Here is an 18,228-nt window from a genome sequence, read left to right as displayed (position 1 = left end):
GGGCCGCCGGACCGGGCAGCGGCGACCAGCGGCTGGTCGCCGCTGCCGTGGGTCTCGGTGACGCCGAGCAGCCTCGCGAGGGTGCGCCTCGCCGCGTGGATACTGGCGGCGACGGTGCCCCGGTTCACCCCGAGCCGCTTCGCGGTCTCCTCCTGGGTGAGGCCTTCCAGGCAGTGCAGCACCATGGCGGCGCGCTGCGCCGCCGGGAGGCCCGCGAGGGCGCCCAGGGTGGCCCGCGCCTCGGCGGTGCGCTCGACGGTGGACTGTGGCGGGAGGGCTACGGCGAGGCCGAGCTGCTGCTGCTTCCTGCGGCGCCGGGACGCGGCCCAGACCCGCTGCGCCATCACCTTGTGCACCCATGCCTCGGGCGATTCGTACGTTCCCACGCGGTCCCAGTACCGCAGCGCCTCCGCGAAGGCGTCCTGGGCGGCGTCCTCCGCCAACTGCCGGTCGCCGGACATCATCACCGCCCTGGCCAGCATGACCGGCCAGGTCCGCTCGAAGAACCGGTCGAAATCCCCGTCCGCGCTCATCGCCGTTCCCCCCTCGTGTACACGGCCAGCAGGCTGCCGTCGGGGCGCCGGTCCAGGACGGTCGAGCCGGGCTCGGCGGCCCGTACCAGTGCCTCCATGGTCGGTCCCCGCCACCGTTCCCGGGCCAACCAGCACACCAATCTGATGATGCTCACAACCGTGCCCACCACAAACGGATCCCTCATCGCGCGGACTCCTCTTTCTCACCCACCAACAGCCGTGGGCGGCGGAAGTGTTGACCGGCGGTCACAAGATTTTTCAGGCCGACGCGATCCGTGCGTACCGCCCGGCCGAGTGGAGATCCGCTTCGATGCGTGCCGCGGCCTCCCGCAGCGGTGGCAGCAGCACCTCGCGGGCCTCCCCGGCCGTGCGCCGGCTGGCGTGCATCGAGACATTGACCGCCGCCACGACCCGGCCGTCCCGGTCGTGGACCGGCACGGCGATCGACCGCAGGCCTTCCTCCAGCTCCTCGTCGATGAGGGCGTACCCCTGGCGCGCCGTCCGTTCCAGGGTGCCCGCGAACCGTTCCGCGGAGGTGACGGTGTACCGGGTCAACGGCTTCAGCTCCGTACGCGCCAGCCGCGCGGAGCGTTCGTCGTCCGGCAGCCCGGCGAGCAGCACCCGTCCCATGGCGGTCGCGTACGCCGGGAACCTGGTCCCGAGCGTGATGTTGACCCGCATGATGCGCACCGTAGGGACGCGGGCGACGTACTGGATGTCGTCGCCGTCGAGGACGGCCATCGACGCGGAGTCATGCACCTGTCCGACCAGGGTCACGAGATGCGGCTGGGCGATCTCCGGCAGGGTCAGCCCGGAGAGATGGGCGAAGCCCAGTTCCAGCACGCGCGGGGTCAGCCGGAAGAGCCTGCCCTCCGAGGCCACGTAGTCGAGGTGTTCCAGGGTGATCAGGGAGCGCCGGGCGGTGGCGCGGGCGAGGCCGGTCGCCTCGGCGACGGCACTGAGCGGGAGTTGGGTGTGCCCCCGGCCGAAGGCGGTGAGTACGGTGAGCCCACGGGCCAGCGACTCCACGAACTCGGGGCCCAGTTCCTGCTTGGAGGCCCGGGTCCAGGCCGCGTTCGACGCCGTGGCGGGCCCGGGCGTCGGGGCGGCGGGAACGGCCAGTGCCCGTTCCATCGCGGCGACGGTCTCGCGCAGCCGGGGGAGTACCGCCGACTTCAGCGACCACACGCTGTGCCGGCTGGTGTGGCTGACGACGCTCACCGCGCACACCTGCCGTCCCCGGCCGTCGCGCACCGGGGCGGCCACGGCGAGCAGCCCCGGCTCGATGAGCTGGTCGTCGAGCGACCAGCCGGATTCCCGGGCGGCGGCTGTCCTCTGCTCGAAGGAGGCGGCGGCGCCTGCGGCGGCGTGCCCGTGCGGCACCGCCGGGAAACCGGCGTCGTCCGGGTCGGCGGCGCGGCGCAGCCGCCACCGGTCCCTGTCGGCCTCGGTCCAGTCGGCGGCGAAGAGGGCACCCGGTGCGCCGCGTTCGGCGGGGAGCAGATCGCCGATGCGGAAGGTCAGGGACATGGCGCGGCGCCGGGGGGCCTGGTGCACAAAGCGGACCCCGTCGCGGTCCGGCACGGCGATGGACACCGATTCGTCGAGCCCGTCGGCGAGGGAGTCCGCGAGCGGCCCGAGGAGATCGGGGAGGCGGCTGGCCGCCAGATAGGCGTTGCCTATGTCCATCAGCCGGGGGGTGAGGACGGCGTCCCGGCCCTCCGTCCGCAGATAGCCGGTGCGCTCCAGGGTGCTGACCACGCGGTCGACGGTGGAGCGGGCCAGCCCGGTGGCCCGTACGAGCTCGCCGACCGCCCGCCGTCCGTTGCCCGTGGCCAGCACCCGGAGCACAGCGAGGCCGCGCATCAGGGGGCCGACGGCCTCCGGCGGGGCGGCGGCAGTGGTGGCGAGCGGTGTCATGGGTACTCCACAGTGCGGAAATCTCGTCGAAACCGTACCGGCTCGAAACGTTGACAGAGCGTACGGGCGAGGACCAGACTCTGAGCAATAAGTTGTGAACTTAAGTTCACCAGACGAACAAGTCGTGTGGCAAGAGATCCGGTCACCAGGTTCTGGGCCCCGGCCGCGCCGCACGCGAGCCGAGGACCATGTCTGAGATCCGCAGCCTTCACGACGCCGTGGCAGAGCTGATCCACGACGGTGACACCGTCGCGCTGGAGGGCTTCACCCACCTGATCCCCTTCAGTGCCGCACACGAGATCATCCGCCAGGGCATCACCGACCTGACCCTTGTCCGGATGACCCCGGACGTCGTGTACGACCAGCTGATCGGCGCCGGCGCGGCCCGCAAACTGGTCTTCTCCTGGGGCGGAAACCCGGGTGTCGGGTCGCTGCACCGCTTCCGCGACGCTGTGGAGAACGGCTGGCCGCGCCCGCTGGAGCTGGACGAGCACAGCCACGCCGGCATGGCCAACCGCTATGTCGCCGGAGCCTCCAAGCTGCCGTTCGCCGTACTGCGCGGCTACCGCGGCAGTGACATCCCGACCCGTACGGACACCGTCTCGACAGTCACGTGCCCCTTCACCGGCGAGGAGCTGGCCGCCGTCGCCGCCCTCAACCCGGATGTCACCGTCATCCATGCCCAGCGTGCCGACCGGGCCGGCAACGTCCAGCTCTGGGGCCTGCTCGGGGTCCAGAAGGAGGCGGTGCTGGCCGCGAGCCGCGTCCTGGTCACCGTCGAGGAGATCGTCGACGGGCTGGAGCCGCTCCCCGGCGCGATCACCTTGCCCACCTGGGTCGTCGACGCGGTCGCGGTCGTCCCGGGCGGTGCCCACCCCTCGTACGCCAGCGGATACACCGTCCGCGACAACGACTTCTACAAGGCCTGGGATCCGATCGCGAGGGACCGGGCCGCTTTCACGGCGTGGATCGAGGAGAATGTGCTGAACAGCGAAGGAGCTGTCGCCCGATGACCGAGACGACTCCCGCCGGGACGACTCCCGCCCCCGCGGACTTCACCCGCGACGAGCTGATGGAGGTCAACGCCGCCCGCGCGCTGGCCGGCGCCAAGACCTGCTTCGTCGGCATCGGCCTGCCCAGCACCGCCGCGAACCTCGCCCGCAACACCGTCAACCCCGGCCTGGTCCTGATCTACGAATCCGGCACTATCGGCTCCAAACCCACCCGGCTCCCGCTCTCCATCGGCGACGGCGAGCTCGCCGAGACCGCCGACGCCGTCGTCCCGGTCCCGGAGATGTTCAACTACTGGCTGCAAGGCGGCCGGGTCGACGTCGGTTTCCTCGGCGCCGCCCAGGTCGACCGCTTCGCCAACATCAACACCACGATTGTCGACCGGGGCCCGGACAAGCCCGAGGGCCGCCTCCCCGGCGCGGGCGGCGCCCCCGAGATCGCCTCGAACTGCGGAAAGGTGCTGATGGTGCTCCGGCACTCCACCCGCAACTTCGTGGAAAAGCTGGACTTCGTCACCACCCTCGGCTATGGCTCCGGCCCCGACGACCGCAAGCGGCTCGGCATGCCCGGCGCGGGCCCGGTCGCCGTCATCACCGACCTCGGCATCATGCGGCCCGACCCGGCCACCGCCGAACTGGTCCTCACCGACCTGCATCCGGGCGTGACCGTCGAGCAGGTCCGGGCGGCCACCAGCTGGGAACTCAAGACCGCCGACTCCATCACCACCACGGCTCCGCCCACCGCCGAGGAGCTCGCCGCGCTCCGCGCCCTCAAGGCCGCCGGGAAGAAGGACGCCTCATGACCAGTCTCCGTGACGTCTACATCGTCGACGCCGTCCGCACCCCCGTCGGCAAGTACGGCGGCGCCCTGTCCGGCACCCGCCCCGACGACCTCGCCGCCCATGTCGTCCGCGCCCTCGTGGACCGTACGCCCCAGCTCGACCCGGCCCGCGTAGACGACGTCATCCTCGGCAACGCCAACGGCGCCGGCGAGGAGAACCGTGACGTGGCCCGGATGGCCGTGCTCCTGGCGGGCCTGCCGGTCAGCGTCCCCGGCGCCACCGTCAACCGGCTCTGCGCCTCCGGCCTGGAGGCCGTCGTACAGGCGTACCGGGCCGTCGCCCTCGGTGACGCGTCCATCGCGATCGCGGGCGGCGTGGAGTCCATGAGCCGCGCGCCCTGGGTGCTGCCCAAGCCCGAGCGCGCCTTCCCGGCCGGTCATCAGGAGCTCTTCTCCACCACCATCGGCTGGCGCATGGTGAACCAGCGCCTCAAGCCCGAGTGGACAGTGCCGCTGGGCGAGGGCGCCGAGCTCATCGCCGACAAGCACTCCATCACCCGCGAGGCCCAGGACGTCTTCGCGCTCGCCAGCCACGAGAAGGCCTCGCGCGCCTGGAAGGACGGCCTCTACGACGGCGAGGTCGTCCCTGTCGAGGGCACCGATCTCACCCGCGACGAGACCATCCGCGACAACACCTCACTCGAATCACTGGCCAAGCTCAAGACCGTCTTCCGCAAGGACGGCACCGTCACCGCCGGCAACGCCTCCCCGCTCAACGACGGCGCCGCCGCCCTGCTGATCGTCGACGAGGAGGGACTCAAGGCCACCGGCCGCGAGCCGCTCGCCCGGATCAGCGCCTCGGCCGTCTCCGGCATCGAACCGCAGTACTTCGGCCTCGGCCCCGTCGAAGCCGTCAACCGGGCGCTGACCAAGGCCGGCAAGAGCTTCGCCGGCCTGCGCACCTTCGAGCTCAACGAGGCGTTCGCCGCCCAGGCACTCGGCTGCTTCGCCGAATGGCCGGACCTCGACCCGGCCATCGTCAATCCGCGCGGCGGCGCCATCGCCATCGGCCACCCCCTCGGCGCCTCGGGCGCCCGGCTCGCCGGAGCCGTCGCCCACCAACTCGCCGCCGCCGGCTCCGGAACCGGCCTCGCCGCCCTCTGCATCGGCGTCGGCCAGGGCCTGGCCCTCGTCCTGGAAAGGTAGAAGCCAGCATGACCACCCCCCTCACCCAGGGCGACATCTCCGTCGAGATCGCCGAGGAGCGCGAGGCGTACGTCAAGTCCGTCGCTGACGGCGGCCCCGTCCAGGACCACCCCTCCCGCGGCTACGCCCCCTATCGCAGCAGCGTGCTCCGGCACCCCAAGCAGCCGCTGCTCGCCGTCCACGACCCCGAGGCCGTAGAGCTCTCAGGACCGGTCTTCGGCGTCACCGATGTCACCGCCCTCGACGCCGACCTCACACGCCAGCACCACGGCGAGCCGCTCGGCGAGCGCATCAAGGTCACCGGCCGCGTCCTGGACCGTGACGGCCGCCCCGTGCGCGGCCAGCTCATCGAGCTCTGGCAGGCCAACGCCTCCGGCCGCTACGCCCACCAGCGCGACGACCACCCCGCGCCGCTCGACCCCAACTTCACAGGCGTGGGCCGCACCCTCACCGGCGACGACGGCGAGTACGAATTCGTCACCATCAAGCCCGGCCCCTATCCCTGGCGCAACCACATCAACGCCTGGCGTCCGGCGCACATCCACTTCTCGCTCTTCGGCACCGCGTTCACCCAGCGGCTCGTCACCCAGATGTACTTCCCCGGCGACCCGCTCTTCGGGTACGACCCCATCCTGCAGTCCGTCACCGACGAAGCCGCCCGGCAGCGTCTTGTGGCCGCGTACGACCACGACCTGTCAACCCCCGAATGGTCGCTGGGCTACCGCTGGGACATCGTCCTCGACGGCCCGGCCGCCACCTGGATCGAGGAGGGCCGCTGATGTCCCGGTCAACCCTGCCGCCCACGCCCTCCCAGACCGTGGGCCCGTTCTACGGCTACGCCCTCCCCTTCCCCGGCGGTGGCGACGTCGCTCCCGCCGGACACCTGGACGCCCTCACCGTCCACGGCTACGTCTACGACGGCGCAGGCCTGCCCGTCCCCGACGCCCTGCTGGAGTTCTGGCAGCCCGCCCCCGACGGCTCCCGCGACGGCGCGGTAGGCTCGATCCGCCGGGACCCCGTCACCGGCGGCTACCTCGGCCGCAATGGCACCGACTTCACCGGCTTCGCGCGTGTCGCCACCGACGCAGACGGGCACTACGCATTGCGTACGCTGCCGCCCGGCGGTGTCCCGTACCTGTCGGTGATCGTCTTCGCACGTGGACTGCTGCATCACCTCCACACCCGCGTCTACCTGCCGGAGCTGACCGACACCGCCGCCGAGCCGCTGCTCGCCTCGCTGGAGCCCGGGCGCCGGGACACGCTCCTCGCCACTCCCGAGCGGGCCGGGGTCCACCGCTTCGACGTCCGCCTGCAGTACGACGGAGTACATGAGGAGACGGTCTTCCTTGCCTTCGAATGACCCCCCTGCGGACACCGGGCTGCTCAGCCCGGGCTGGGCCGGCTCGGCCGCGGAAGAAGCGACGAGCGACGCCGCCTACGTACGCGGCCTGCTCGACGCGGAGTCCGCCCTGACCCGCGCCCAGGCCGCGCTCGGCCTCGCGCCCTCCACCGCCGCCGCCGCGGTGGACGCGGCGGCCGCCGACACCGCGCGCTACGACGTCCGCGACCTCGCCCTGCGCGCCCGCTCCGGCGGCAACCCCGTCATCCCGCTGATCGCCGACCTGACGGCCGCCGTCACCGAGCGCGACCCGGCGGCGGGCCCCTACGTCCACCGGGGCGCCACCAGCCAGGACATCCTCGACACCGCCACCATGCTGGTCGCCGCGCGCGCGCTGGAACCGGTGCTGGCCGACCTGCGCCGCACAGCCGGGGCCCTGGCACAGCTGGCCGCCCAGCACCGCGGCACTCCCATGCCGGGCCGCACCCTCACCCAGCACGCGGTGCCCACCACCTTCGGCCTCAAGGCCGCCGGCTGGCGCACCCTCGTCCTGGACGCGCACGACCGCCTCGCGGCTGTCCGAAGGGCCCTTCCCGTCCAGCTGGGCGGTGCGGCCGGCACGCTGGCGGCATTCCACGCCTTCGCCGAGGCCGATGGCACGGCGGCAGGGCGCACAGCTGACGCTGCGAGGGCCGGCGCTGCCGCGAGCGAGACGGCTCCGGCTGCCGGCCTCCCGGCTTCGAGCGCCACCGCCGGCCCTGCCGTGGACGGCTCGCCGGACCTCGGCCTGCGGCTCATCGCCGCGTACGCGGAACAGACGGGGCTCGCCGAGCCCGCACTGCCGTGGCACACCCTGCGCACGCCCGTCGCCGACCTCGGCGGAGCGCTGGCGTTCGCGGCCGGTGCGCTCGGCAAGGTCGCCGCGGACGTGCTGGTGCTCTCCCGGACCGAGACCGGTGAGATCTCCGAGGGCAGCGGCGGAGGCTCGTCGGCGATGCCGCACAAGGCCAACCCGGTCCGGGCCACGCTGATTGCGGCCGCCGCGAGGCAGGTCCCCTCGCTCGCCGCCGTCCTCTATGGTTCCCTCGCCGCCGAGGACGAGCGCCCGGCCGGAGCGTGGCACGCCGAATGGCAGCCGTTGCGCGAAGCGCTGCGCCAGGTCGGCGGCGCCGCCCGCGACGCCGCCGAACTCGCCGAGGGGCTGCGGATCCATCCGCACCGTATGCGGGACAACCTCGACGCGACCGGCGGTCTGATCGTCAGCGAGCGTCTCGCCGCGGCCCTCGCCGCCCTGATCGGCCGTGGCGAGGCCAAAGAGGCCCTCTCCCGGGCCGGCCGCCGCGCCGCCGAGGAGGGCATCGACCTCTACGAGGCCCTGGAGGAGGAGTCCGTCCTGGCCGGAGTGCTTTCCAAGGAACACCTGCGGGAACTGACCGACCCGGCCACCTACCTCGGCTCCGCCATCGCTTTGACGGACCGCGCCCTGCGCCGCCCGGACACGGCGGACGGCTCATGACTCCCCAGGGCCGCCGCACACGGCCTCCCGCCGGTGTCGTCCCGGACGGCATACCGCAGCCACAGCAGGGCGGACGCGCTGCCAAGGCGGCCGCTCCGCCGCTGGGCACCGAGGCCGCCCCGGCCCGCAGCCGCGGCCCCGTCAGGCCCCGCAGGCCCTTGTGCGTCCCATTGCCGCACGCCTTGGCCGGTGACTGTCCCGCCGCGACGCCGGGAGGCGCGATGGCGCGATCCGGCGGTATCGAGCCGACCGCGACCGGGGGGAGTCGACGGCCCGTCCCGCCGGGGCGTGTGGGCCGGGTGTCGCGTTCCCGGCAGGCGGGCGTGTTGTTGTCCGCCGGAGTCGAGGAGTGTTTTTCCGCCGCGACGCCGGGAGGCGCGATGGCGCGATCCGGCGGTATCGAACCGACCGTAACCCGGGGGAGCCGGCGGCCCGCTCTGCCCGGGCACGTGGGCAGGGCGCCGCACTTCCCGCAGACCGCCGCCCGCAGGACCCGGCACCAGGAGTCAGCATGACCAACGACGCCGCAGCGCAGCCGCTGCACCACCGCACCGACGGCGCCGAGTCCGCGCCGCCGCTTATCCTGGGCCCCTCCCTCGGCACATCGCTCGCGGTATGGGACCCGCAGGTCCCGGCGCTGGCGAGGGGCCACCGCGTCGTCCGCTGGGACCTTCCGGGACACGGCGACTCACCGCCCGTGCCGGGGGTCACCACGGTCACGGACCTCGGGCGGCTGGTGCTCGGCCTCGCGGACTCCCTCGGCATCGACCGCTTCGCGTACGCCGGCATCTCCCTCGGCGGAGCCGTCGGCGCCTGGCTCGCACTGCACCACCCGGAGCGGATCGAGTCGCTGGCGATCGTCTGCTCGTCGGCCCGCTTCGGCGACCCGGCCGGATGGCAGGACCGGGCGGCGCTCGTACGGGCCAAAGGCACCGGGCCGGTCGCCGAGACGGCGGCAACGCGCTGGTTCACCTCGGCCTTCCAGAGCGCCCCGGCCGCCGAGGCGCTGCTGGAGGACCTGCGGGCCGCCGACCCGGAGGCGTATGCCGCCTGCTGCGACGCACTCGCTGCGTACGACCTGCGTGCCGACCTGCCCCGCATCACCGCGCCCACCCTCGTGATCGCGGGCCGCGAGGACCCGGCGACGCCGGTCGCACACGCCCGTGAGCTCGCCGACGGCATCCCCGGCGCGAGCCTCACAGAGGTCGCCCGCGCGTCCCACCTCGCGGGGGTAGAGCGCCCGGCGCCCGTACTGGCCGCGCTGCTGGGCCACCTCACGGCCGCCGCGCCCGAGCGCCCGGCCGACGACGGCTCCCGGCACAGCGCCGGGATGACGGTGCGCCGCGCGGTGCTGGGCGACGAGCACGTGGACCGTTCGATCGCCCGCACCACCGCTTTCACCTCTGTCTTCCAGGACTTCATCACCCGCTATGCCTGGGGCGAGATCTGGACCCGCCCCGGCCTGTCCCGGCAGACCCGCAGCGCCATCACGCTCACCGCCCTGATCGCCCACGGCCACCATGAGGAACTGGCCATGCATGTGCGCGCCGCGCTCCGCAACGGCCTCACCCCCGAAGACATCCAGGAAGTCATGCTCCAGTCGGCGATCTACTGCGGTGTCCCGGCGGCCAACGCCGCGTTCGCCATCGCCAACCGGATCCTCGAAGAAGAGGTGCAATGATGCACACCACCACCGTCGGCATCATCGGCGGCGGCCCGGCGGGCCTGCTGCTCGCCCGGCTCCTTCACAACTCGGGCATCGACTGCGTCGTCCTGGAGAGCCGCGACCGCGCGTACGTCGAACAGCGCCAGCGCGCCGGCATCCTCGAACAGGCCACCGTCGACGTGCTCCGCTCCTCCGGCGCGGGCGAGCGACTGGACCGCGAGGGCATCGTCCACGACGGCATCGAGCTCCGCTTCGACCGCCGGGGGCACCGCATCGACTTCCCCGGTCTGACCGGCGGCCGCCGGGTGTGGATCTACGCCCAGACCGAGGTCTGCAAAGACCTGATAGCCCTTCAGCTCGCCGACGGCGCCCCGCTGCTCTTCGAGGCCCAGGTGCACTCCGTGGAAGGCGCAGACACAGACCGCCCCGTCATCCGCTACACCCACGAAGGCCGCGAGCAGACCCTCACCTGCGACTACGTGGTCGGTGCCGACGGCTTCCACGGCGTCGCCCGCAGCGCGATTCCGGAGAGCCTCAAGCGCACGTACGAGCGTGTCTACCCCTACTCCTGGCTCGGCATCCTCGCCGATGTCCCGCCCTCCTGCGACGAGCTGATCTACGCTCACTCGCCGCGCGGCTTCGCCCTGCACAGCATGCGTTCCCCCACCGTCAGCCGGCTCTACCTCCAAGTGCCCAACGGCACCGATCCGGCAGACTGGTCGGACGAGCGGATCTGGGACGAGCTGGACGCGCGCTTCGCCATCGACGGCGACTGGAAGCTGGAACGCGGCCCCATCACCTCCAAAGCGGTGCTGCCGATGCGCAGTTTCGTCACCGAACCCATGCGGTACGGGCGTGTCCTGCTCGCCGGCGACGCCGCGCACATCGTTCCGCCGACCGGTGCCAAGGGCCTGAACCTCGCCGCCGCCGACGTGATCGTGCTGGCCCGGGCGTTCGCCCGGCTGAAGGAGACCGGCTCCGCCGAACTGCTCGACGCGTACTCGGACACCTGTCTGCGCCGGGTCTGGCGCGCGGAGCACTTCTCGTACTTCATGACCACGACCCTGCACACCGACCCGGACCAGAGTCCCTTCGACACCCGGCTACAGATCTCCCAGCTCGACCGCGTGGCGGCCTCGCCGCACGCTGCGGCCGAGCTGGCCGAGAACTACGCCGGTCTGCCGATCGGCTAGATGCAACGCAATACCGGTGACCCCGCAAGGACCTCGCCCACTCCACCGACTACGACGACTTCCAGCCCCCGGCCCGACACGCGGACCTACACCCTCCACCGGCACCCTGGGCAGCGACTTGCCACGGCGTTACGCCGCAGAAGGAGCCGATGTCGTTCCCGGCGCGCCGCCGGAAGCGGGCCGCCCTCGCCTGGCTTCTCCAGCACATGAAGGCCACCTGCACCACCCCCGTGGTGCCCATCCTCGGCGCCGCCACCGCGAACCACCTCAGCTCAAACGTTCACCACCGCGAGTCAGCCCCTCCTGGGAGAACCCCACGACCACAACCGCGTCTCCCGCGAACTCCTCGAACCCGCACTCGCCCCCAACCCCTGAGCGCCCGCGAAGGCGGGTGGGTCGTCTGCGAGTACGGACCCGGCTGCGGTGCCGCTGGATGTAGCCGCATGCCTTCACCTCCTTCGTATGCCCTCGGCAGCCGGACCCCCACCGGCCACCTCGAACCCGCGGCCTGAGGCCAATCCCCGACCCGCCGAACCGGACCTCACGCTCACCGCACCGACGCGGTCGGCGGACGCTCGCGTACGGCGCCGTAGGCGAGAAAGTACGCCGGCACCCGGTTCAGCCACCGCGAGGTGGTGAGCAGCTCGGTCATCCATTGCGCCCGCCTGGGGTTGCCGAAGGGCGGGCGTCCCGCCAGCACCGGTTCGATGACCCGTGTGTGAGCGATCCGCTGCAGCGCCTGTGTCAGGGCCGTGGTCGGCCACCGGCGGCGCTGGACGGCGCGTACGTCCTGCAGGCCGACCGCGCCCCGGCGCAGCGGCTCGACAAGATACCGGGCGGCGGCCACGGCGTCTTCGACGGCGAGGTTGATGCCGATGCCGAAGACCGGCGACATCGAGTGCGCCGCGTCGCCGATGCACAGCAGCCCCGGGCGGTGCCAGCGCCTGAGGCGGTCGAGCCGTACGTCGAGCAGTTTCACCTCGTCCCACGACCGCAGCGTGTGCGCCCGGTCCGCGAGCCACGGGACGGCGGCCGTGAAATCTGCCATGAACCGTTCGAGACCGGCGGCGCGGCGCCGGCCGTCGGTTCCCTTGGGGATCAGCGCGGCGCACTGCCAGTAGTCCCCACGGTCGATCATGGTGGTGAGGAACCGGTCGCCGGCGCCTCCCACGAGCCCGCGCGGGTCGCCCTCCCGCCGCGGCAGCCGGAACCACCAGGCGTCCATCGGGCAGGTGAACCTCCGCAGTCCCAGTTCGGGCCGCGACCGCGCCAGCGAGCCCCGGCCGTCGCAGGCCACCGTCAGGGTGGCCCGCAGCTCACCGGTACGGCCGTCGGACGTGCGGTACCGCACCCCTGTGACCCGTCCGCGCTCCACCAGGAAGGAGGTCGCCTCGGTACTCATCCGCACGGAGAAGGACGGCTCCCGCCGGGCCTCGTCCGCCAGGAGGTTGAGCAAATCCCACTGCGGCACCATCGCGATGTAGTTGTACGTGTTCCGCAGCGCGCCGATGTCTCCGACGGTGACCAGCGAACGGTCCGGGCCGAGCGGCAGCTGGACCGTCGTCACCCGCCGCTGCGGCAGACGGGCGAACCGCTCGGCCAGGCCCAGCTCGTCCAGCAGCGCCAGAGTGGACGGATGCACGGTGTCGCCGCGGAAGTCGCGCAGGAAGTCGCCGTGCTTCTCCAGGACCGTGACCTCAACGCCGGCCCGGGCCAGCAGCAGGCCGAGGACCATTCCGGCGGGGCCGCCGCCCACCACACAGCACGTGGTCCGCTCCATCGCACCCGCTCCCTTCGGTGAAATCACGGGATCGACCACACTGTGACATGTAGCTTCAAGCCTAATGGGACCAGCCGGGTCGGAGAGACTCGGTGTCGTAGCCGCCAGCAGGTGAGCACTTTCGCAGCCGGAAGCAGTCGAGTTCTGGTGTCAGACCGTGCCCTTGCCGGTCGGCCGGGAGGCCAGACCGCTGATGGGGTGGCGTGCCCGCCGGGCAGTGGGGCGTGAGCACCGGATCCATTAGGCCGCGCGCCGCCTTCCGCGGGACGTGCCGCTCCGGGCACTGCTTCGGGACGGCACCGCAGCGATGCTCGCGGAGCGGATCGCGGCGGCGCCGCCGGCCGCCGGCCCCCTGTCCGCGCCGCAGCGGACCGCACCGCTCCTTGTGCCGCCCGGCCACAGCGCCGGGCCGGTGAGTGTGCTGCGGGCCGGCGGAGACCTGCCACCGCTCTTCCTCGCCCATGCCGCCGGAGGCTCGCCCTCCGTGTACCGGGGCCTGGCCGAACGGCTCGGCCCAGCCCAGCCCTGTTACGGCCTCGAACGCATCGAGGAACTCCCCGACGTCGAGGCCAAGGCGGCGCGCTACGCGGAAGCTGTCCGCAGGACGCATCCGCGCGGCCCGTACCGACGGCCACCACCTGTCGCGGCCCGGGAGAAGCAGCTGCCGATCAACCTGTGGGGCGATCCGATCCTGCAGGCCGCCAACTGGAGCGCGCACAACCCCCGGAGCCGGGCGGAGGGGCTGCGCGGCACCCGGCTCTACGTCTCCGCCGGGAGCGGGCTGTCCGGCGGAGTGTCGCGGAGCAGCTGCTGCCGCAGTACCTGGAGAGCGCCGTGCGGCCGTCCACGGACAGCTTCGTGCAGGAGCTGCAGCGGCTCGGCATCCCGGCGACCTCCCATCTGTACTCGGGCGGAACCCATTCCTGGAGGTACTGGCAGACCGAATTCCGCACCTCCTGGCCGCTCCTCGCCGCAGGGCTGGGCCTGAGCACCTTCTGAGCGACTTCTTACGGAGCTGTTACGGCAGGTCCGCCACAATAGGAGCCACACAACTCCCAGGACTACCGTGGGCGGCATGGAACAAAAGGGCGCGCCGGTCGGCCGTCGCGTGATACTCGGCGTCCTCGGGCTCGGCGCGGCCGGGGTCGCACTCGGCAGCCGTGTCCAGGGTGGCCTGGATACGGTGCTGTCCGAGGTCAGCAGCAAGGACCCGACAGGCGTGACCGGGCTGCTGCCTGGCGGAGGCGGCTTCCGCTTCTACTCGGTCTCCGCCTCGATACCGCACCGCGGCGAGTCGGACTACCAGCTGAAGGTGTCGGGTCTGGTGGACAAGACCGCCACCTACAGCCTCGCGGATCTGCGCGCCCTGCCGCAGACCAAGCTGGTGCGTGACGTCCAGTGCGTCACCGGCTGGCGGGTGCCGAAGACGCCGTTCGAAGGGGTGCGGCTCTCCCACCTCCTGGACCTGGCAGGGGTGCGGGACGAGGCCACCGCCGTCCGCTTCACCTGCTTCGACGGCGCGTACAGCGAAAGCCTCACCCTCAAGCAGGCCCGCCGCGCCGATGTCATCGTCGCCCTGAAGATGGACGACAAGGCGGTCACCACCGCGCACGGCGGCCCGGTCCGGCTCTATGTCGCGCCCATGTACTTCTACAAGTCCGCCAAGTGGCTCTCCGGCATCGAGGTCACCAAGGCAGTCGAGCCCGGCTACTGGGAGCACTACGGCTACGACGTCGACGCCTGGGTCGGCCGTTCGAACGGACGCAGTGATGACGCCACTTGAGCTGGTACGCCGCTTCACCCCGGCCGAGCGCTGGGTGCACCGCACAACGGCGGCCCTGATGCTCGTCTGCCTCGCCACCGCCGCGATGCTCTACCTGCCCGCGCTCGCCGAGATCGTCGGCCGCCGCAGGCTCGTCGTCACCGTCCACGAGTGGACGGGTATCGCGCTGCCCGCACCCGCCCTGCTCGGCCTCGCCTCCCGGGCCTTCCGCGGCGACCTGGGGCTGCTCAACCGCTTCAACGAACACGACTGGAACTGGCTGCGCGGCGTCCTGCGCCGTACCCCGGAGGAGCTGCGCCCGGCGGGCAAGTTCAACGCCGGGCAGAAGCTCTACGCCTCCTTCGCCGCCGGGGCCGCCCTGGTGATGGTCGGCACCGGACTGCTGATGTGGTTCCCGCACCTGTCGACCGTGGTGTGGCGCACCGGCGCCACCTTCGTCCACGACTGGCTGGCGCTGGCCATCGGCGGTGTGGTGGCCGGGCACATCTGGATGGCGATGCGCGACCCGGAGGCCCGGCTGGGCATGCGCACCGGCCACGTCAGCCCGGAATGGGCGCGCCGCCACCACCCGCAGTGGCGGCACGACGCCCATCTCACAGATCCAGCACCAGCCTCGGACCCCGGCACCGGGACACACAAATCATCATCGTCTCTCCGGCCGCCCGTTCCTCCTCGCTGAGCAGCGAGTCACGGTGGTCCGGCTCGCCCTCCAGGACGTCGGTCTCGCAGGTACCGCAGGTACCCTCCTGGCAGGACGACAGGACCTGCACCCCCGCTGCCTCGACGGTCTGCAGGACGCTGAGTTCCGGCTGCACGGTGAGAGTCAGCCCCGAGCGGGACAGAACCAGCTCGAACGAGCCGGAGGCCGCCGCAGGGTCGGCCGCCCGGGGCTTGAACCGCTCCACGACCAGCGCGCCGGACGGCCAGCCCCGGCCACGGCACTGCTCCTCCACCGCGGCGAGCAGCGGCTCCGGGCCGCAGCAGTACACGAGGGTGTCCGGCCCGGGCGCGGCGAGGTAGGACGCCAGGTCCAGCAGACCGGTCTCGTCCTGCGGCGCGGGACGCACCTTGCCGCCGTACGGGGCGAGCCGGTCCAGGAACGCCATCGAGGTGCGGGTCCGGCCGCCGTAGAGCAGTGTCCAGTCCGCGCCCGCGGCCTCGGCGGCGGCGGTCATCGGCAGGATCGGGGTGATCCCGATGCCGCCCGCGACAAAGAGATAGCGGGCGGCCGGGCGCAGCGCGAAATGGTTGCGCGGTCCCCGGACCCCTACCGCGGCGCCTTCGGCCAGCTGGTCGTGGACGTACGCCGATCCTCCACGCCCGGCGGGCTCGCGGAGCACCGCTATATGCCACGCTGAGCGGTCGCCGCGGTCGCCGCACAGGGAGTACTGCCGGGTCAGTCCCTTGCCGAGCAGCAGATCGATGTGGGCGCCCGGCTCCCAGGCGGGGAGCTCGTCCCCGGCCGGGTGACGCAGCGTCAGCGTGACGACGTCCGCCGCCACCTCCGCCCTCCCGGCCACGATGAGTTCACCCGTCCACTCGGCGGCGCCGCCCCCGGCGGGTGCGGCTGCGACGGCTGCGACGCTCATGGAGTGGCACCTTCCTGTCGGGGCCGGCCGGCCCCGACCGTGCCGGGCGCGATGCTTTCGGGGGTGGCCGCGGGCGTCAGATGCCCAGCGGGGTGGGCCAGCATCCACTCCCACATCTCCACCGGGTCCTGCCCGGAGCGCTCCGCGCCGCAGTGGCAGGTGCCGTGCAGCACATCGGTGCCCGGCACCCAGTCGATGCGGTAGACCTCCGCGGTGGGCCGGCCGCTCATCGCGCGGCGGGGACGGGCGGGGCGGCCGGGGCGGCGGCGGGCTGCCCGCCCTCGGCGGCGAGACGGGCCAGGATGCGGCGGGCGGCGAGGCCGCCGGTGTCGATATTGATGCTGAGCTCCTGGTAGCCGGCGGGCTCGGTGTCCAGGGTCTTCTGCAGCAGATTCAGCGCGTTGACGTCCTGCATCACGACCTCGCGGTTGAAGTCGTGCAGGAAGGCGGACATCTCCTCGTCGCCGAGGCCGAAGTCGCGGGAGACGGCCCAGAAGTCATAGACGTGGCTGTCGGTGGAGGGGGTGATCGCGTACGTGATCTCCACATGGAAGGCGTTGGGATCGCTGCCGTCGGGGTTCGGCAGCACGCCCTTCGGGGCGATCCGGCTGTGCAGCAGATACAGGCAGGGGGCGTGGTACTCGATGTCCTGCCAGCGGGTGATACGGCCCTCGATGCCGGTGGAGCGGGCGTAGAACGGCGGACAGTCCGCGTCGTTCATGTGCCGGCTGACCCGGACGACACCGGCGCCCTCGTCGACCTCGGTGGTCATCGGGGTCTCGGCGACCTCGGGGGTGCCGATGTAGCCGCCGTGCAGGTACGTCTCGTGGGAGAGGTCCATCAGATTGTCGACCAGCAGCCCGTAGTCCCCGTCGATGGGCTCCATGCCGCCGACAGTGGTCCACTTCCCGCTGTCGGCCAGATGGGGCGCCCGGGGGATGGTGGTGGCGTCGGCGAGCGCGGGGTCGCCGATCCAGACCCAGATGAAGGAGTCCTGCTCGACCACGGGGTACGAACTCACCCGGGCGGTACGCGGGATGCGCTTCTGGCCGGGCACGTAGACGCAGGTGCCGGTCGTGTCGTACGTGAAGCCGTGGTAGCCGCAGACCACCCTGTCGCCGTCGAGGCGGCTGGCCGAGAGGGGGAAGCGCCGGTGCACACAGCGGTCGGCGAGGGCGACGACCTGACCCCCCGCGCCGGTGTCATCAGTCTCGGTGCGGTAGAAAGCGATCGGCTCGTTCAGGACCGTACGCCCGAGCAGCTCGCGGCCGACCTCACGGCCGTAGGCCGCGACGTACCACTGGTTCCTGGCAAATTTCGTCATGGGGTGTCCCGTCATCATCGACGTTGCGTTGGAAACACCATGACGATGTCCCCTTCACCCCGGCAATAGACCTTCCGCAGGATGGAAACTCCCAGGTCAGCTACTTGCCGCCAGTCACGTGGTATTCAGTTCGCCTCACCGCCCCAGCCGTGGCCAGAGGAGGTGCCTTTTCTGTCCTGCACCCGCGGGGTCGAATCGGGGTCGAATCGAGCAGGAAGACCGTTCCACGGGTCGACCCACCCTCGCGCCGCGATGGTTAGCCTCGCTTCGTCAGTGAGTCTTGCACATCAGGGGCGGACCGGGTCAAGTCCCCCGGCCCGGGGGTTACCCGGCGACGCTCTCCTGGGGAGCGCCGGCCTGAATGAACAGACCGCTGAACGTCGTCACCGTCACGCCCTCAACGGCGCGGGGCGGGTGGGCGTACGTCTCCCACGTCTCGGAGAACCTCGCGTGCCTACCTTCGACGTGGTGCTCGATTGAGGTCGGGCTGTGCTGGCCTGGCGGGTTGGCTGGTGGTTGATTACCGCATGGCCGCGCGGTCGGAGACCAGGCCGGCGATGGCTTGGTAGGTCTGGTCGAAGTACTCGC

The 18,228-nt window shown here is 72.0% G+C and carries 17 protein-coding genes and 1 pseudogene; 12 read left to right on the top strand and 6 right to left on the bottom strand.

Annotation, left to right across the window (positions count from 1 at the left end; all coding sequences use genetic code 11):
- Together FCI23_RS48465 and FCI23_RS48460 are read right to left on the bottom strand one after the other, a co-directional pair.
- The coding region (locus FCI23_RS48465) for an RNA polymerase sigma factor (RefSeq protein WP_136730393.1) at nucleotides 1-533 on the bottom strand (533 nt) is incomplete at its 3' end.
- Between the two features lie 258 nt (nucleotides 534-791).
- Nucleotides 792-2,453 (bottom strand): IclR family transcriptional regulator domain-containing protein, encoded by a 1,662-nt coding sequence (locus tag FCI23_RS48460; RefSeq protein ID WP_136730392.1) that lies wholly within the window; start codon nucleotides 2,451-2,453, stop codon nucleotides 792-794.
- A gap of 188 nt (nucleotides 2,454-2,641) precedes the next feature.
- On the opposite strand from FCI23_RS48460, the gene FCI23_RS48455 reads away from it, so the two are divergent.
- The 8 genes from FCI23_RS48455 to FCI23_RS48420 all read left to right on the top strand — a co-directional run bounded on the left by FCI23_RS48455 (nucleotide 2,642) and on the right by FCI23_RS48420 (nucleotide 11,164).
- A complete protein-coding gene (locus FCI23_RS48455) occupies nucleotides 2,642-3,466 on the top strand; it encodes a CoA transferase subunit A (RefSeq protein ID WP_136730391.1) in 825 nt (274 codons plus the stop codon).
- Nucleotides 3,463-4,266, top strand: coding sequence for a CoA-transferase subunit beta (locus tag FCI23_RS48450; protein ID WP_136730390.1), 804 nt, complete (start codon nucleotides 3,463-3,465; stop codon nucleotides 4,264-4,266). Before FCI23_RS48455 ends, FCI23_RS48450 begins: the two co-directional genes overlap by 4 nt.
- Entirely contained in the window at nucleotides 4,263-5,450 is a 1,188-nt protein-coding gene (locus tag FCI23_RS48445; protein WP_136730389.1) for a thiolase family protein, read from the top strand. The genes FCI23_RS48450 and FCI23_RS48445 overlap by 4 nt, the downstream gene beginning before the upstream one ends.
- Before the next feature lie 8 nt (nucleotides 5,451-5,458).
- Nucleotides 5,459-6,229 (top strand): protocatechuate 3,4-dioxygenase subunit beta, encoded by a 771-nt coding sequence (gene pcaH / locus FCI23_RS48440; RefSeq protein WP_136730388.1) that lies wholly within the window; start codon nucleotides 5,459-5,461, stop codon nucleotides 6,227-6,229.
- Nucleotides 6,229-6,810 (top strand): protocatechuate 3,4-dioxygenase subunit alpha, encoded by a 582-nt coding sequence (pcaG, locus tag FCI23_RS48435; protein ID WP_136730387.1) that lies wholly within the window; start codon nucleotides 6,229-6,231, stop codon nucleotides 6,808-6,810. The genes pcaH and pcaG overlap by 1 nt, the downstream gene beginning before the upstream one ends.
- Nucleotides 6,779-8,305 (top strand): lyase family protein, encoded by a 1,527-nt coding sequence (locus tag FCI23_RS48430; protein ID WP_136730386.1) that lies wholly within the window; start codon nucleotides 6,779-6,781, stop codon nucleotides 8,303-8,305. Before pcaG ends, FCI23_RS48430 begins: the two co-directional genes overlap by 32 nt.
- A gap of 511 nt (nucleotides 8,306-8,816) precedes the next feature.
- Nucleotides 8,817-9,986: a bifunctional 3-oxoadipate enol-lactonase/4-carboxymuconolactone decarboxylase PcaDC gene (gene pcaDC, locus FCI23_RS48425; RefSeq protein ID WP_136730385.1), complete on the top strand. Its 1,170-nt coding sequence runs from the start codon at nucleotides 8,817-8,819 to the stop codon at nucleotides 9,984-9,986.
- Nucleotides 9,983-11,164 carry a 4-hydroxybenzoate 3-monooxygenase gene (locus FCI23_RS48420; protein WP_407646141.1) on the top strand — a complete coding sequence of 394 codons (1,182 nt, stop codon included), beginning with the start codon at nucleotides 9,983-9,985 and terminating at the stop codon, nucleotides 11,162-11,164. Before pcaDC ends, FCI23_RS48420 begins: the two co-directional genes overlap by 4 nt.
- Before the next feature lie 547 nt (nucleotides 11,165-11,711).
- Here the strand turns inward: FCI23_RS48420 and FCI23_RS48415 are convergent.
- Entirely contained in the window at nucleotides 11,712-12,944 is a 1,233-nt protein-coding gene (locus tag FCI23_RS48415) for an FAD-dependent oxidoreductase (RefSeq protein ID WP_136730384.1), read from the bottom strand.
- A 307-nt stretch (nucleotides 12,945-13,251) separates the two neighbouring features.
- On the opposite strand from FCI23_RS48415, the pseudogene FCI23_RS48410 reads away from it, so the two are divergent.
- The 4 genes and pseudogenes from FCI23_RS48410 to FCI23_RS48400 form a co-directional block, all read left to right on the top strand.
- Nucleotides 13,252-13,560, top strand: a pseudogene (locus FCI23_RS48410) (hypothetical protein); the annotation flags it as partial.
- Nucleotides 13,561-13,778: 218 nt separating this feature from the next.
- Entirely contained in the window at nucleotides 13,779-13,943 is a 165-nt protein-coding gene (locus tag FCI23_RS57550) for a hypothetical protein (RefSeq protein WP_169317326.1), read from the top strand.
- A gap of 76 nt (nucleotides 13,944-14,019) precedes the next feature.
- Nucleotides 14,020-14,727, top strand: coding sequence for a molybdopterin-dependent oxidoreductase (locus tag FCI23_RS48405; RefSeq protein ID WP_136730383.1), 708 nt, complete (start codon nucleotides 14,020-14,022; stop codon nucleotides 14,725-14,727).
- On the top strand, nucleotides 14,714-15,406 hold the full coding sequence (locus tag FCI23_RS48400) for a cytochrome b/b6 domain-containing protein (protein WP_136730382.1): 693 nt from the start codon (nucleotides 14,714-14,716) through the stop codon (nucleotides 15,404-15,406). Before FCI23_RS48405 ends, FCI23_RS48400 begins: the two co-directional genes overlap by 14 nt.
- On the opposite strand, the gene FCI23_RS48395 is transcribed toward FCI23_RS48400, so the two are convergent.
- From FCI23_RS48395 to FCI23_RS48385, 3 genes are read right to left on the bottom strand one after another with little or no spacing between them, the layout of a single operon-like run.
- Nucleotides 15,321-16,316 (bottom strand): PDR/VanB family oxidoreductase, encoded by a 996-nt coding sequence (locus FCI23_RS48395; protein ID WP_136730381.1) that lies wholly within the window; start codon nucleotides 16,314-16,316, stop codon nucleotides 15,321-15,323. The genes FCI23_RS48400 and FCI23_RS48395 overlap by 86 nt on opposite strands.
- A complete protein-coding gene (locus FCI23_RS48390) occupies nucleotides 16,313-16,546 on the bottom strand; it encodes a hypothetical protein (protein ID WP_136730380.1) in 234 nt (77 codons plus the stop codon). The genes FCI23_RS48395 and FCI23_RS48390 overlap by 4 nt, the downstream gene beginning before the upstream one ends.
- On the bottom strand, nucleotides 16,543-17,640 hold the full coding sequence (locus FCI23_RS48385; protein ID WP_136730379.1) for an aromatic ring-hydroxylating dioxygenase subunit alpha: 1,098 nt from the start codon (nucleotides 17,638-17,640) through the stop codon (nucleotides 16,543-16,545). The genes FCI23_RS48390 and FCI23_RS48385 overlap by 4 nt, the downstream gene beginning before the upstream one ends.
- Between the last annotated feature and the right edge of the window lie 588 nt (nucleotides 17,641-18,228).

Source organism: Actinacidiphila oryziradicis (assembly GCF_005047355.1).
GTDB classification, from domain to species: Bacteria; Actinomycetota; Actinomycetes; order Streptomycetales; family Streptomycetaceae; genus Actinacidiphila; species Actinacidiphila oryziradicis.
The sequence above is the reverse complement of the archived record's forward strand: the minus strand, read 5'-3'. Positions and strand labels throughout refer to the sequence as shown.

Bases quoted from the DNA above. Each gene is read 5' to 3' on its own strand.
- FCI23_RS48460 (WP_136730392.1), bottom strand. From the start codon at position 2,453: ATGACACCGCTCGCCACCACTGCCGCCGCCCCGCCGGAGGCCGTCGGC.
- FCI23_RS48455 (WP_136730391.1), top strand. From the start codon at position 2,642: ATGTCTGAGATCCGCAGCCTTCACGACGCCGTGGCAGAGCTGATCCAC.
- FCI23_RS48450 (WP_136730390.1), top strand. From the start codon at position 3,463: ATGACCGAGACGACTCCCGCCGGGACGACTCCCGCCCCCGCGGACTTC.
- FCI23_RS48445 (WP_136730389.1), top strand. From the start codon at position 4,263: ATGACCAGTCTCCGTGACGTCTACATCGTCGACGCCGTCCGCACCCCC.
- pcaH (WP_136730388.1), top strand. From the start codon at position 5,459: ATGACCACCCCCCTCACCCAGGGCGACATCTCCGTCGAGATCGCCGAG.
- pcaG (WP_136730387.1), top strand. From the start codon at position 6,229: ATGTCCCGGTCAACCCTGCCGCCCACGCCCTCCCAGACCGTGGGCCCG.
- FCI23_RS48430 (WP_136730386.1), top strand. From the start codon at position 6,779: ATGAGGAGACGGTCTTCCTTGCCTTCGAATGACCCCCCTGCGGACACC.
- pcaDC (WP_136730385.1), top strand. From the start codon at position 8,817: ATGACCAACGACGCCGCAGCGCAGCCGCTGCACCACCGCACCGACGGC.
- FCI23_RS48420 (WP_407646141.1), top strand. From the start codon at position 9,983: ATGATGCACACCACCACCGTCGGCATCATCGGCGGCGGCCCGGCGGGC.
- FCI23_RS48415 (WP_136730384.1), bottom strand. From the start codon at position 12,944: ATGGAGCGGACCACGTGCTGTGTGGTGGGCGGCGGCCCCGCCGGAATG.
- FCI23_RS48405 (WP_136730383.1), top strand. From the start codon at position 14,020: ATGGAACAAAAGGGCGCGCCGGTCGGCCGTCGCGTGATACTCGGCGTC.
- FCI23_RS48400 (WP_136730382.1), top strand. From the start codon at position 14,714: ATGACGCCACTTGAGCTGGTACGCCGCTTCACCCCGGCCGAGCGCTGG.
- FCI23_RS48395 (WP_136730381.1), bottom strand. From the start codon at position 16,316: ATGAGCGTCGCAGCCGTCGCAGCCGCACCCGCCGGGGGCGGCGCCGCC.
- FCI23_RS48390 (WP_136730380.1), bottom strand. From the start codon at position 16,546: ATGAGCGGCCGGCCCACCGCGGAGGTCTACCGCATCGACTGGGTGCCG.
- FCI23_RS48385 (WP_136730379.1), bottom strand. From the start codon at position 17,640: ATGACGAAATTTGCCAGGAACCAGTGGTACGTCGCGGCCTACGGCCGT.